We start from the raw sequence: 13,368 nt of genomic DNA, 5'->3' as shown, positions 1-13,368 counted from the left end.
GATGCCGGGCTACGCCCTCCTCGTCGAATATGACGGCGCGGCCTTCTACGGCTGGCAGCGCCAACCCTCCGGCCCCTCCGTCCAGCAGGTGCTGGAGGAAGCCGCCTCGCCGCTGAATGGCGGAGAGGTGCCGCTGGCGACGGCCTCGGGCCGCACGGATTCCGGCGTGCATGCCGAGGGCCAGGTCGTGCTGATGGAGCTTTCGGCCGCGCTGCCACCCGAACGGATGCGTGCCGCGCTCGACTTCCACACGCGCCCGCACCGCATCGCCATCCGCGGCGCCGCGATGGCGCCGGAGGGATGGTCGCCGCGCTTCTCTGCGGTGCAGCGGCACTACCGCTATCGCATCCTCGCACGGAAGGCGAAGCCGGCGCTGGAGGAAGGCCGCGTCTGGCACATCCCCCTGCCGCTGGACCATGAGGCCATGCACGCGGCGGCACAGGGGCTGCTGGGCAAGCATGACTTCTCAGCCTATCGCGCGGCCTCCTGCCAGGCCGAGCACGCGCTGCGCACGCTGGACCGGCTGGACGTGATCCGGCTGGGCGAGGAGGTCCATATCCTCGCGAGCGCCCGCAGCTTCCTGCACCACCAGGTGCGGAACCTCGTGGGAACGCTCTACGAGGTCGGGCTGGGCCGCCGCCCGGTGGAATGGCCGCGCGAGGTGCTGGAGGGACGGGACAGGCAGGCGGCGGGCCAGACGGCGCCGCCCCAGGGGCTGTGTTTCCTGCGCGTGGACTTCGCCGAGGCGATCGACTGGCGCTAGCCGCCGGAAATCCGGCCCGTCGCGCCACCGATGAACAGGCCGAGCACCAGGTCCAGCACCACGAATAGCACCGCGGTCGAGCCCGGCACATTCAGCGCCACCCGCGCCACGAACCACTCCAGCCACATCGCATAGCCGATGGCCACCAGACCGAGCGCATTGCCGACCCAACCCGGCAGGCCCAGCACGGCGGGCAGCAGCAGCACGATCAGCAGCGCGTACTGGATGAGGTTCGACCAGTTCCAGGCGGCGATGAAGCGCGGCCAGTCGCCCAGCCGCTGCGCGCGCTCCGCCACGAAGCGCGAGGCCAGGGCGAAGGCGACCCAGCCCACCGTGTAGCCCACCAGTTCGCCCGCCAGCGCCACCGCGAAGCCCTGGGGCGGCACGCCCTGTGTGGCCCAGCCGACGAAGCGCATGATCAGCAGCACGGGCAGGCAGATGAGCGCGGCGACGAAGGAATGCCGCGCTCCCTCCATCGTGGGCGAGATCAGCGCCAGGCCCTCCGGCCGGCCGCGCGCGAAGAGGATCGCGGCGGCGATGCCGTCGGGAACGCTGGGCGGGTTCAGCTCAGGCACTCCTCGAGCACGACCCGGTAGAGGCCCGCGAGGTCGCGCAGTTCCCGCACCGGCGCGTGCTCGTCGCGCTGGTGCAGCGTGGCGCCGACCGCGCCGAGCTCGGCCACCGGGCAGTAATGCGTGATGAAGCGCGCGTCGGAGGTGCCGCCCCCCGTGTCCAGCTTCGCCTCCAGCCCCGTGCCGCGCCGCACCGCGCGCTGCAGCGCCTCCACGAAGGGGCCGGGCTGGGTCAGGAAGCTTTCGCCGGAGACGGAGATCTTCAGCTCGTGATCCGGCGCGTGCTCCGCCAGGACCGCGCGGATGCGGTCGCTCAGCTGGCTCGAATGATGATGGTCGTTGAAGCGGATGTTGAGGAAGGTCCTGGCCTCGGCCGGGATGACGTTGGTGGCGTTGTTGTCCACCTGGATGCCCGTGACCTGCAGCGTCGAGGCCTCGAAGAATTTCGAGCCCCCGTCGAGCGGCTTCGCCGTCAGCGCCGCCAGCACGCGGATGAGGCGATGCACCGGATTGTCGGCCAGGTGCGGATAGGCGCTGTGGCCTTGCCGCCCCTTCACCGTGATCCATGCATTCATGCTGCCGCGCCGGCCGACCTTGATCGTGTCGCCCAAGGCCTGCTTCGACGTCGGCTCGCCCACCACGCACATGTCGGGGACATGGCCATTCTCGGCCATCCATTCCAGCACGCGGCGCGTGCCGTCCACGCTCGGCCCCTCCTCGTCGCCCGTGATGAGCAGCGAGATGGAGCCGGGGTGGTCCGGATTGGCCGCGATGAAATCGGACAGCCCCGCCACGAAGGCGGCGATGCCGCCCTTCATGTCGCAGGAACCGCGGCCGTAGAGCACGCCGTCCTTGATGACCGCGGCGAAGGGGTTGTCCGCCCAGGCGCTCTCGTCGCCCGGCGGCACGACGTCGGTATGCCCCGCGTAGCAGAAATGCGGACCCTCCGTGCCGCGCCGCGCGAAGAGGTTCTCCACCTCCCCGTACTTCAGCCGCGTGCAGGCGAAGCCCAGCGGCTCCAGCGCCGCCTGCATGACCGCGAGCGCGCCGTCGTCAGCCGGCGTCACGCTGCGGCAGCGGATCAGCGCCTGCGCGAGCGGAATCGGATCGGTCGGCGTCTCCGGGAGGTTGCCGCGGGCCACCGGGTCAGTCGCGCAGCAGGTCGTTGATCGACGTCTTGGCGCGCGTCTGCGCGTCCACCCGCTTCACGATCACGGCGCAGTAGAGGCTCGGGCCCGGCGTGCCGTCCGGCAGCGGCTTGCCCGGCAGGTTTCCCGGGACCACGACCGAGTAGGAGGGCACGCGGCCGATGAAGATCTCGCCCGTGTTGCGGTCGATGATCTTGGTGGTGGCGGAGAGGAACACGCCCATGGAGAGGACCGACCCCTTCTCCACGATCACGCCTTCCACGACCTCGGAGCGCGCGCCGATGAAGCAGTCATCCTCGATCACGACCGGGTTGGCCTGCAGCGGCTCCAGCACGCCGCCGATGCCGACGCCGCCCGAGAGATGCACGTTCTTGCCGATCTGCGCGCAGGAACCGACCGTCGCCCAGGTGTCGACCATCGTGTTGGCGCCGACATGCGCGCCGAGGTTCACGAAGCTCGGCATCAGCACGACGTTGGGCGCGATATAGGCGGAGCGGCGGGCCACGGCGCCGGGGACGGCACGAAAACCGGCCTCCTTCCAGCGGTTCGGGCCCCAGCCTTCCCACTTGAGCGGCACCTTGTCGTAGGCGCCGGCGACGGTGTCCATGGGCGCGGAATCGCTGAGGCGGAAGGAAAGCAGCACGGCCTGCTTCAGCCACTGGTTCACATGCCAGCCGCCGTCCTTGGGCTCGGCCACGCGGGCCTGGCCGCTGTCCAGCATCTCGAGCGCGGCCTCCACGGCCTCGCGCGGCGCACCCTGCGTCGTGGCGGAGAGCGTGTCGCGCTTCTCCCAGAGGGCTTCGATGGTGGATTGCAGGCTCGTGGACATGACCGCTCCTCGTCTGAGGGGCAGAGGCTTCGCAGCGGCAAGGCAGGGTGTCAATCAGGCACCCTGCCATAAGCGGAGCGGGCGGCTCCCATGCCTGCTCGGCGCTATGCTCTTGCGCCGAAAGGGCCGAAAAGGACATTTCCTGCATGCCGCCGGGGCCTGGCAGGGGCGTCTCCTGTCGGGGCGCCCCCAGGCGCGGCGCATGCGTCCGCAGAAGTTGAAGATATGGCCGACCACAGCACCACATTCGACAAGCCGGCGGCGGTCCCTGCCGCCAAGCCCTTGAACTCGCCGCAGAAGGTCCTCCTCGCCAGCCTCATCGGCACGACCATCGAGTTCTTCGACTTCTACGTCTATGCGACGGCTGCGGTCCTCGTCTTCCCGGCGCTCTTCTTCCCGAGCAGCGACCCCACTTCCGCGCTGCTCGCCTCCTTCGCGACCTTCTCCATCGCCTTCTTCGCCCGCCCCTTCGGCGCCGTGGTCTTCGGCCATTTCGGCGACCGCATCGGCCGCAAGGCGACGCTGGTGGCCGCGCTGCTCACCATGGGCATCTCGACGGTGGTGATCGGCCTGCTGCCGACCTACGCGCAGATCGGCGTGGCGGCGCCCCTGCTGCTCGCCATCTGCCGCTTCGGCCAGGGCTTCGGCCTCGGCGGCGAATGGGGCGGCGCGGTGCTCCTCGCCACGGAGAACGCGCCGGAGGGCAAGCGCAACTGGTACGGCATGTTCCCGCAGCTGGGCGCGCCCGTCGGCCTGTTCCTCTCCTCCGCCTTCTTCTGGCTGATGCTGCAATTCATGACGCCGGCCGCCCTGCTGAGCTGGGGCTGGCGCATTCCCTTCGTCGCGTCGCTGGCGCTGATCGTCATCGGAATGTGGGTGCGGCTCTCGATCACCGAGACGCCGGAGTTCCAGAAGGCCATCGACAAGCAGGAGCGCGTGTCGGTGCCGGTGGTGGAGGTCTTCCGCTCCCACAAGCGCAGCATCTTCCTGGGCACCTTCACGGCGCTCATCACCTTCGTGCTGTTCTACATCTGCTCGGCCTACATGCTGTCCTACAACGTGAAGGTCGTGGGCATCTCCTTCGCGGACGCGCTGAAGGCGCAGATCTACGCCTCGGTGGTGTTCGGCATCTCGACGGTCTTCGCCGGCAAGCTGGGCGACCGCTTCGGCCGGCGGGAGCTGCTGATCGTCGGAACGGCGGCGGTGGCCGTCTTCTCCTTCGCCCTGGGCCCCCTGCTTTCGGCCGGGATCGGCGGCATCTACCTGTTCGCGACGATCGGCATGCTGCTCTTCGGGCTGAATTACGGCGTGATCGGCGCGGCGCTGGCCGCCCCCTTCCCGACCCGCGTGCGCTACACGGGTTCCTCCATCACCTTCAACCTGGCGAGCATCTTCGGCGCCTCGCTGGCGCCCTATGCCGCGACCTGGCTGCAGGCGCATCACGGCATCAACGCCGTCGGCTATTACCTGCTGGCCGCGGCGGTGGTCAGCCTGGTCTGCATCTTCGTCACCCCGAAGGGCGAGGTGTGAGGAAGGCTCAGCCCTCCTCCTCCAGCTCGCTGTCCCAGTAGAGGTAGTCGCGCCAGCTCTCGTGCAGGTGGTTCGGCGGGAAGCTCCTGCCGTTCTCCTGCAACTCCCAGCTGGTCGGCTGGCGCGGAATCTGGCGGGGCAGCATGTGGCATTCGCGCGGAAGCTTGCTGCCCTTGCGCAGATTGCAGGGGCCGCAGGCGGCAACCACGTTCTCCCAGCTGGTGCGGCCGCCGCGGCTGCGCGGGATCACGTGGTCGAACGTCAGGTCCTGCGCCGGCAGGCTGTCGCCGCAGTACTGGCACTCGAAGCTGTCGCGCAGGAAGACATTGAAGCGCGTGAAGGCCGGTCGCCGCGCGGAGGGGATGTACTCCCGCAGCGCGATCACCGAGGGCAGGCGGAGCGCGAAGGAGGGCGAGCGCACCTCCGTCTCGTATTCGCTCAGCACCGAGACGCGATCCAGGACCACCGCCTTCACCGCGTCCTGCCAGGACCATACGGAAAGGGGAAAGTAGGAGAGCGGCCGGAAATCGGCGTTCAGCACCAGCGCGGGAAAGCCGCCGGGGCCGTGGACGTGGGAGATGAGACTGCCGTCGGGCAAACGAGGCTCCTCCTGGCCGCGAAGGCGGAGGGCCGAAGCACCGGGGATGAGGTCAGGCTTCCCGGGACTCGGTAGCGCCGCCAACAACTGCGCGGCATGCATGACACCCTTGCCCTCAAGCCGCAAGCCGGGCCTTCGGGCGGGCCGCCGGCTTTCACGCGGACGTCATAACGCCTTGCCGCTGCGCCGGATTCGCGCGAGAGGGCGGCGATGATGCCCGAAACGCCGCCCGGATGCGTCACGCGCTTCGCCCCGTCGCCTACCGGGCTGCTGCATCTCGGCCACGCGCATGCGGCGCTTTTCGCTCGGACGGCGGGCCAGCGCTTCCTCCTGCGGATCGAGGATATCGACGCCACGCGCTGCCGGCCGGAATTCACCACGGCGCTGCTGGAGGACCTCTCCTGGCTCGGCCTCGCCTGGGAGGAGCCGGTTCGCGTCCAGTCGCGCCACTTCGCCGAATACGGTGCCACGCTGGATGCGCTGTCGCGCCGCGGACTTCTCTATCCCTGTTTCTGCACACGATCGGACATCGCGGCGGCCGTTGCCGCGCAACACGGCGCGCCGGCGCACATCTACCCTGGCACCTGCCGCCATCTGCCGCGCGCCGAGGCAGAGGCACGCATCGCCGCCGGCGCGCCCTATGCGCTGCGCCTGGATGTCGGCCGCGCTTTGGCGGAGACCGGTCCGCTGTCCTTCACGGATCTGATCCACGGCCCCCGCCGCTGCGTGCCCGAGGCGCAGGGCGACGTGGTGCTGGCGCGCAAGGACACGCCGGCCTCCTATCACCTCTGCGTCACGCATGACGACGCGCTGCAGGGCGTGACGCTCGTGACGCGCGGCGAGGACCTGCTGGAGGCGACGGATATCCATCGTCTGCTGCAGGCCCTGATGGGTTGGCCGGAACCGCTCTATGCGCATCACGAACTCATCCTCGGCCCCGACGGCCGGAGGCTCGCGAAGCGCGACAAGGCGCCCACGCTGCGCGCTCTGCGCGAAGCCGGCCGCAGCCCGGAAGAAGTTCGCCGGATGGCGGGCTTCCGGCCGGAGGACGAGATAGTTCGCGCCCGCCGGACCGCCGCGGCGGAACCTGGCGGCCGGCGGCTTCGCCATGGCCCGGAATCGTCCTAGCCTCGGGCTGTGACGCCCAGAACAACCGGCCTGCTCCTGCTGCTGATCACAGCCATCAACTGGGGCGCCACCTGGCCTCTGCTGAAATTCATCATGACCGGGCTTCCGCCGCTGACGCTGCGCGCCTGGGGCGCGACGGCGACCGCGCTCGTGCTGCTGGGCGTCTCTCTGCTGCTGCGAACGCCGCTCGGCGTGCCGCGCGGGCAGCGGGGCCGGCTGGTGCTCTATGCGCTGCTGAACATCACGGCCTGGATGGCCTTCGGGACGCTGGCCCTACGGTGGCTCAGCGCCTCCGAGGGCGCGATCCTCGCCTATACCATGCCGGTCTGGACCGCCCTCTTCGCCTGGCCGATCCTCGGCGAAAAGCCGGGGCTGGGGCGCACGCTCGGCCTGCTCATCGGCTTCGGCAGCGTGGCCGTCCTCTTCGCCGGGCGCGGCGCCGCCATGGGCCTCGACAAACTGCCCGGCATGCTGCTGATCCTGAGTTCCGCCGTGCTCTTCGCGCTCTGCTCGGTGCTGTCGAAGCGCTGGCCGCTGCGCCTCGCGCCCATGGCCTCCGTGACCTGGCAAATGGGCATCGGGGCGCTGCCCATGCTGGTCCTGGCACCCTTCATCGAGCATGCGGATATCGGTTCGGTCAGCGGCGAGGTCTGGTTCTGGTTCGGCTGGATGGTCGTCTTCTCGATGGGGGTCTCCTACTTCACCTGGTTCGGCGCCCTGTCGCGGCTTCCCGCATCCACCGCGGCGCTGGGCACGCTGCTGGCGCCGGTGCTGAGCGTGGCCGGCGCCTCCGCCTTCCTGGGCGAGCCCTTCGGCCTGCGCGAGGGCGGGGCGCTGGCCGGTGTCATCCTGGCGGTGGGATTGGCCATTACGCAGCGGGACCGCCCGGCATGAGCCGGGACACGGCCTACCGGCGCACCGTCTACCGCGCCGGGCCGGTCGTGGTGCGCGTGGGGCGGCCCAGCGCCTCCGCCGATGCCTGGATGGCGCGCCACCGCCGGCACGAGGCCTGGTTCATCGGGGCCTGGAACCCGCTCAGCCGCCGGATGCGGCCGCGCTGGAATGCCGGGGCCCATGCGCGCCTGGCGCGGGAGCTCCGGGTCTTCGAGGAAGGCGAAGGCCAGCTCGCACCCTGGCGCGAGGACATGTTCCTGGCCGCGGCTGATGCCGCCAGGATCCGGCTCCTGATGTGGAGATTCCGCCAGGCGGCCGTGGTGCGCGTGACGCGGGGACGCCCTGCGCGTTTGGTTTACCGTTGATTTTTTTCTCTACAAGAAGCTCCGCCAAGGGGCGGAGTTTGTCCGGAACCGGCCCGCGGGCGCGGGTAAGATAGTAAGATAGTAAGGCGCCGCTCAGAGATACCGCTCGATATCCAGCGTGCTCTCGCGCCCGACCTTGTCGAAGCTCTCGCGCAGGAAATGGTCGGCCGCATCGCGGCCATAGGCGCGCAGCGTCGAGAGGAAATCCCATTCTCCATTGAACTTGGTGCTGAGCTTGAAGGCCCGCATGCGCTCCTCATCCTCGATGGAGTGCAGGAAGATGCGGCGATAGCGCGGCTGCTCCAGGCGGCCCGCATCGAGCATGCGCTGCACGAAGTCGATGGCGCGCATCTCGCTCATCAGCGAGGCGTTGAAGCTGATCTCGTTCAGCCGGTTCATGATGTCGCTGGTCGAGGTCGGCAGCTCGGGCCGCAGCAGCGGGTTGAGCTGGACGAGCACGATGTCGGCCGCCAGGCGCTCGTGATAGAGCGGCCAGAGCGCGGGATTGCCGAGGTATCCGCCATCCCAATAGGCCTCGCCGTCGATCTCCACCGCCTTGAAGATATTGGGCAGGCAGGCGGAGGCGAGCAGCGCTTCCACCGTGATCTCCTCGCGGCGGAAGACCTTGGGCTTGCCGGTGCGGACGTTGGTCGCGGAGATGAAGATCCGCATCGCGGACTTGTCCTGGCGCAGTCGCTCCAGGTCGAGCGTCTCCTGCAGCGCCTTGCGGAGCGGATTGAACTCCATGGAGAAGGGATTGAGCTGATAGGGGCTCATCACCCGCGACATGGTGTCGAAGGCGTTCCAGGCGACGCTGTAGGTCAGGTCCCAGCCCCAGAGCGCCTTCTCCACCGGCGTCGCGCGAAGCGGCGAGACGGCGAACTTGGCGCCGAGCGAGCGCCAGAAGCGCTCCAGCGCGGCACGGGCGCCCTCGCGCCCGCCTTCGAGCAGGCCGAGCGCCAGGATGGCCCCGTTGATCGCGCCCGCCGAGGTGCCGGACAGCCCGTCGAAATCGACGCGCTCATCCTCCAGGAGGCGCTCCAGCGCGCCCCAGGTAAAGGCGCCATGCGTGCCGCCGCCCTGCAGGGCGAGGTTGATGCGGCGCGTGGTGCGCTGCTGAACGACCGGTGCCGGCAGCCCGGCGGGAGGAATATCCATCAGGAAGCGAACCAGCCGCCGTCGATGGAGAGCGCCGAACCATTCACCCCGCCCGAACCGGGGCCGACGAGGTAGAGCGCCATGCGCGCGACTTCCTCCACCTCGATCCAGCGCTTGGAGGGCTGATGGGCCAGCAGGTAGTCCTTGAGTGCGACTTCCTCGCTGACGCCGTTCTTCTCGGCCAGCGGCTTGACCTGCGCCTCGGCCAGCGGCGTGCGGACGAAGCCGGGGCAGATGGCGTTGCACGTGACCTGCGACTGCGCGACCTCGAGCGCCACGGACTTCGTCAGCCCGACGACGCCATGCTTGGCCGCGACATAGGCCGTCTTGAACGGGCTTGCGACCAGGCCATGGGCGCTTGCGACGTTCACGATACGGCCGTGATTGCGCGCCAGCATGCCCGGCAGCGCAGCGGCGATCGCATGGAAATTGCTGCTGAGGTTGATCGCGATGATGGCGTCCCACTTCGCGGTAGGGAATTCCTGCACCGGCGAGACGAACTGGATGCCCGCGTTGTTGACCAGGATGTCGAGCTTGCCGAACTGCTTCTCCGCCTCCGCGACCATGCCGCGGACTTCATCGGGCTTGGACATGTCGGCGGCGCTGTAGGGCGCCTCCTTCACGCCCATGATGGCGCCGATCTCGGCCCGGGCCGCAGCAATCTCCTCGGGCTTGCCGAAGCCGTTCAGCATCACCTTCGCGCCGGCTTCCGCGTAGATTTTCGCGATCCCGAGGCCGATGCCGGAGGTCGAGCCGGTCACCAGGGCCGTCTGGCCCGCCAGTACCTGATCCATGCGTTCCGAACCTTGCTTTGTTGCGCTGCAATAGCGGAATCCGCCCCGCCCCTCAATTGTGCGGGCATTTCATCCGGCGGCCATCCCCCCGCCGGCCATCAGCGCCGGCCGCGCCACGGCCAGTGTTTCGGCGAGAAGCGAGGGAAGCTGGCCCCGGGCCGCCTCCACCTGCTCGCTGTCGCCACGCCGGGCGGCCTCCTCCAAGGCCTGGGCCGCCTCGGCCAGCAGCCGCGCGCCCACCATCCGGGCGGACCCCTTCAGGCGGTGGGCGGCATCGGCGACGCGCGGGCCGCTCGCGGCCTGCAGGCCGGCTATGTCATGGCTCGCCTGCTCGCTGAAGCTGTCGAGAATTCCGAGCAGCCGCTCCCGATCCTGGCCGAAGAGCCCCCGCAAGGCCTCGGGGTCGAACAGGGCGCCGCCCGCGGGACCGCCGGCGGCGCCGAGGCCCGGCATGAAGCGCCCCAGCGCGCGGGAGAGGCCCTCGAGCGTCACGGGCTTGGTGACGAAGCCGTCCATGCCCGCGGCGTAGCAGCGCTCCGCCTCGCCCTTCATGGCATTGGCCGTGACCGCGATCAGGGTGGTGCGCGGCAGGCCACCGCGGGCCTCCTCGGCACGGATGGCCCGTGCGAGCTCGAACCCGTCCATGACCGGCATGTGGATGTCGAGCAGCACCACCGAAGGGCGGCCCCGCCGCCAGTCCGCAAGGCCCTTGGCGCCATCATCGGCGGTGGCGGTCGCGATGCCGAGCAGTTCCAGTTGCCGGGTGATCACCTCCCGGTTGACCGGATGATCGTCCACGACCAGGACCCGGCCGATCTGGGGGCCGGCGGGCGGAAGCGGCGCGCTGGCGGGAACCTCCGGGCTCAGCACCGGCGCCGGCGCGGTCGCGAGGCCGAGGCGCAGCGTCACCGTGAAGCGGCTGCCCCGGCCCGGCGTGCTCTCCGCACTCACCGAACCATCCATGAGTTCCGCGAGCCGGCTGACGATGGAGAGGCCGAGGCCCGTGCCGCCGAAGCGGCGCGTCGTCGAACTGTCGGCCTGGGTAAAGGGCTGGAACAGGCGGGCAAGGGTCCCCGCATCCATGCCCACGCCACTGTCCTCGACGGTGAGGGTGACGAAAGCCCCGCCGTTCTCCTCCCGGGTCTCCGCCCCGATGCGGACGAACCCGCGTTCGGTGAATTTTAGCGCATTGCCGATGAGGTTGAACAGGATCTGGCGCACCCGTGTCGGGTCGCCCTCCAGCCAGTCGGGTCCGGGGCCAGGCGGGTCGGCGAAGAAGGCGATGCCCCGGCGGCGGGCCTGGGACATCAGCGCCTCGATAGTGCCGTCGATGAGCCCGCGCAGGGAGAAAGGCAAGGTCTCGACCTCCATGCGGCCGGCCTCGATCTTCGAGAAGTCGAGCACGTCGTCGATGATCCTCAGGAGGGATTGGGCGCTTTCGCGCATCACGGCCACGCTGCGTGCCTGATCAACCGCCAGGTCCGATCGTTCCAGGATTTCCAGCATGCCGAGCACGCCGTTCATGGGCGTCCGGATCTCATGGCTCATGGCCGCCAGGAAGGCGGATTTGGCCTGCGCCGCGGCCTCGGCGGCATCGCGCGCCGCCTCGGCCTCGGCCTGGGCGGCGAGGGCGGCCTGCTCGCTGGCCTTCAGCGGCGTGACGTCGCGGGCATGGCTGATGAGCCGGCCGCCCGAGAGCAGGGTATAGGTGAACTCGACCCAGCGGCCGTCCGGCATCTGCCGCGCGTAGCGCAGGCTGTCCCCTGGATCGTCCATGCCGAAGACGAGCTTGAGCCTGCGGCGGACAAGCTCATCCTCCTCCTCTGCCGCGACCGGGCCGAAATCTCCACGGCGGACGAGGAAGCGCAGCCCATCCTGGAAGTACCTGCCCGGAGCGAAGAGCTCCTGCGGAGCCCCCATCAGCTCCTCGTGCCGTCCATTGGCGATGGTGATGCGGCCATCCTCGTCGAAGAGCGTGACGAGGGAATCGGTGCTGTCCAGCACCTCGCGCAACAGCGTGCGCTCGGTCTCCAGCTCCGCCTCGCGCTGCTTCAGCTCGGTGATGTCGCGGGCCTGGGCGATGAGGCGCCCGCCCGAGATGCGGCGATAGGCGAATTCCAGCCAGCGCCCATCGGGAATCTGGCGCGAATGCCGGTGGACCTCGCCCGAGTAGATTTCCTCCATTCGCCGGCGCACCAGCGCATCCTCGTCGTCCACCATGCCGTAGAAGCCGTTGCGGGCGAACCAGCGGATCCCCTCTTCCAGCGAGCGGCCGGGCTCGAAGAGGATCTGGGGAATGCCCATCAGGTCCTCGTGCCGGAGATTGGCGAGAAGCACCTTCCCGTGGGCGTCGAAGAGGGTGAGCATCGAGTCGCTGCTGTCCACCACCTCGCGCAGGAGGGAGCGCTCCGCATCGAGCTCGGCCTCGCGCATCTTCAGCGGCGTGACGTCCCGGTAGAAGGCGAGCAGGCCGCCATCGGGCAAGGGGCGTGTGTTGAACTCGATCCAGAAGCCGCCGGCGGTGAAGCGCACATATTGTGCTCCCCCCGGGCGCCGCATGATCGCCTCGCGCTCGTCGATGAGCGCCTCCAGCGTCGCCTCGTCCTCGGGCACTGGCCCGAAATCCCCGCGCCTCGCCTGGAAGCGCAGGATGTCGCGCGCATGCGCGCCCGGAAAGGCCACGTCCGGCGTCAGCGCCTGAAACTCCATCAGGCGTTCATTGGCCATGCGCCAACGGAAATCGGCGTCGAAGAGCATGACGCCGTCCGGCAGGTTGGAGATGACGGTGTTCAGCATCGCGCGCTCCCGCTCGAGCGCGATCTGGGTCTCCTTGAGGGCAGTGATGTCGCGAATGGTGACGAGGAGGCGTCCATCCTCCAGCACGCGGAAATTGTACTCGACCCAGGTGCCGCTGGGCATCTGCGTGGAATAGGTGACGGCACCGGCCATGATGATCCGGCCGCGGCGCTCGTTGACGAAGGCTTCGATGTCCTCGACCGGGCCGAAATCTCCGCGCTCGGCCATGAAGCGCAGGATCTTCTGATGGCTGGAGCCAGGGGCCGCGAGCTCCGGCGGCAGGCCCAGCAGATCCCCCGTGCGGTCGGAGTTCTCGAGGATCGTGCCATCGGCTTCCATGAGCACCACCACATCCCGGGTGTGGCGCAGCAGAAGCTCAGCCCGGCGGCGGGCGGCAGCGAGCTTGGCCTCGGCCTCCCGCGCCGCGGTCTGGTCCCGGCAGATGCCCAGGCGCTGGCCGCCCGGCGCATCCATCACCGTCATCGCGAGGTAGCGTCCGGTACCCGACAGCCAGGCAACCTCCGCCCGCCCCTCCTGAGCGAAAGCCCGGGCCAGCGCCTCGGCGTCGTGATCGCGGAGAATACCCTGGGCGCGGAGTGCCGCGAGCTGGGAGGAAAAGGCAGTGCCGGATTCGGTCAGCGGCGGCGAGAGGCCCAGCAGTTCGTCCATCCGGGCATTGGCCAGCAGCCGCCTGCCCTCGGAATCGTGGACGCAGACACCGGCTGTCATCCCCTCCAGCAGCACAGGGAGCAGGGCCGCGGCTGCTTCCGGCGGCATGGATTGCAGACTCATT

The 13,368-nt window shown here is 69.4% G+C and carries 12 protein-coding genes; 5 read left to right on the top strand and 7 right to left on the bottom strand.

From position 1 onward, the window contains the following. The first annotated feature begins 1 nt into the window (after position 1). On the top strand, positions 2-763 hold the full coding sequence (gene truA / locus WJM96_RS16660; protein WP_424813657.1) for a tRNA pseudouridine(38-40) synthase TruA: 762 nt from the start codon (positions 2-4) through the stop codon (positions 761-763). On the opposite strand, the gene WJM96_RS16655 is transcribed toward truA, so the two are convergent. From WJM96_RS16655 to dapD, 3 genes are read right to left on the bottom strand one after another with little or no spacing between them, the layout of a single operon-like run. Beyond that, positions 760-1,338, bottom strand: coding sequence for a hypothetical protein (locus tag WJM96_RS16655; protein ID WP_424813656.1), 579 nt, complete (start codon positions 1,336-1,338; stop codon positions 760-762). The genes truA and WJM96_RS16655 overlap by 4 nt on opposite strands. Next, on the bottom strand, positions 1,326-2,477 hold the full coding sequence (gene dapE / locus WJM96_RS16650; RefSeq protein WP_424813655.1) for a succinyl-diaminopimelate desuccinylase: 1,152 nt from the start codon (positions 2,475-2,477) through the stop codon (positions 1,326-1,328). The genes WJM96_RS16655 and dapE overlap by 13 nt, the downstream gene beginning before the upstream one ends. 4 nt (positions 2,478-2,481) lie before the next feature. Beyond that, entirely contained in the window at positions 2,482-3,312 is an 831-nt protein-coding gene (dapD, locus tag WJM96_RS16645) for a 2,3,4,5-tetrahydropyridine-2,6-dicarboxylate N-succinyltransferase (protein ID WP_424813654.1), read from the bottom strand. A 225-nt stretch (positions 3,313-3,537) separates the two neighbouring features. On the opposite strand from dapD, the gene WJM96_RS16640 reads away from it, so the two are divergent. Beyond that, complete coding sequence (locus WJM96_RS16640) at positions 3,538-4,842, top strand: MFS transporter (protein ID WP_424813653.1); 1,305 nt, start codon at positions 3,538-3,540, stop codon at positions 4,840-4,842. 7 nt (positions 4,843-4,849) lie between these two features. On the opposite strand, the gene WJM96_RS16635 is transcribed toward WJM96_RS16640, so the two are convergent. Next, positions 4,850-5,440 carry an HNH endonuclease gene (locus tag WJM96_RS16635; RefSeq protein ID WP_424813652.1) on the bottom strand — a complete coding sequence of 197 codons (591 nt, stop codon included), beginning with the start codon at positions 5,438-5,440 and terminating at the stop codon, positions 4,850-4,852. Between the two features lie 213 nt (positions 5,441-5,653). On the opposite strand from WJM96_RS16635, the gene gluQRS reads away from it, so the two are divergent. Genes gluQRS through WJM96_RS16620 form a run of 3 tightly spaced genes read left to right on the top strand, consistent with a single transcriptional unit; the run spans position 5,654 to position 7,827 of the window. Beyond that, on the top strand, positions 5,654-6,568 hold the full coding sequence (gene gluQRS / locus WJM96_RS16630) for a tRNA glutamyl-Q(34) synthetase GluQRS (protein WP_424814034.1): 915 nt from the start codon (positions 5,654-5,656) through the stop codon (positions 6,566-6,568). Positions 6,569-6,577: 9 nt separating this feature from the next. Further along, positions 6,578-7,462 carry a DMT family transporter gene (locus tag WJM96_RS16625; RefSeq protein ID WP_424813651.1) on the top strand — a complete coding sequence of 295 codons (885 nt, stop codon included), beginning with the start codon at positions 6,578-6,580 and terminating at the stop codon, positions 7,460-7,462. Further along, positions 7,459-7,827: a DUF3293 domain-containing protein gene (locus WJM96_RS16620; RefSeq protein WP_424813650.1), complete on the top strand. Its 369-nt coding sequence runs from the start codon at positions 7,459-7,461 to the stop codon at positions 7,825-7,827. The genes WJM96_RS16625 and WJM96_RS16620 overlap by 4 nt, the downstream gene beginning before the upstream one ends. A 93-nt stretch (positions 7,828-7,920) precedes the next feature. Here WJM96_RS16620 and WJM96_RS16615 read toward each other — a convergent pair whose 3' ends face one another. From WJM96_RS16615 to WJM96_RS16605, 3 genes are all read right to left on the bottom strand, one after another. Further along, complete coding sequence (locus WJM96_RS16615) at positions 7,921-8,985, bottom strand: patatin-like phospholipase family protein (protein ID WP_424813649.1); 1,065 nt, start codon at positions 8,983-8,985, stop codon at positions 7,921-7,923. Continuing rightward, complete coding sequence (locus WJM96_RS16610; RefSeq protein ID WP_424813648.1) at positions 8,985-9,779, bottom strand: 3-hydroxybutyrate dehydrogenase; 795 nt, start codon at positions 9,777-9,779, stop codon at positions 8,985-8,987. Before WJM96_RS16610 ends, WJM96_RS16615 begins: the two co-directional genes overlap by 1 nt. Positions 9,780-9,848: 69 nt before the next feature. Then, complete coding sequence (locus tag WJM96_RS16605) at positions 9,849-13,367, bottom strand: PAS-domain containing protein (RefSeq protein WP_424813647.1); 3,519 nt, start codon at positions 13,365-13,367, stop codon at positions 9,849-9,851. Position 13,368: the final 1 nt, after the last annotated feature.

The organism is Roseococcus sp. YIM B11640 (genome assembly GCF_049727625.1).
Taxonomy (GTDB): domain Bacteria; phylum Pseudomonadota; class Alphaproteobacteria; order Acetobacterales; family Acetobacteraceae; genus Roseococcus.
Note: the sequence above shows the minus strand (reverse complement) of the source record. Positions and strands in the feature narration are given on the sequence as shown.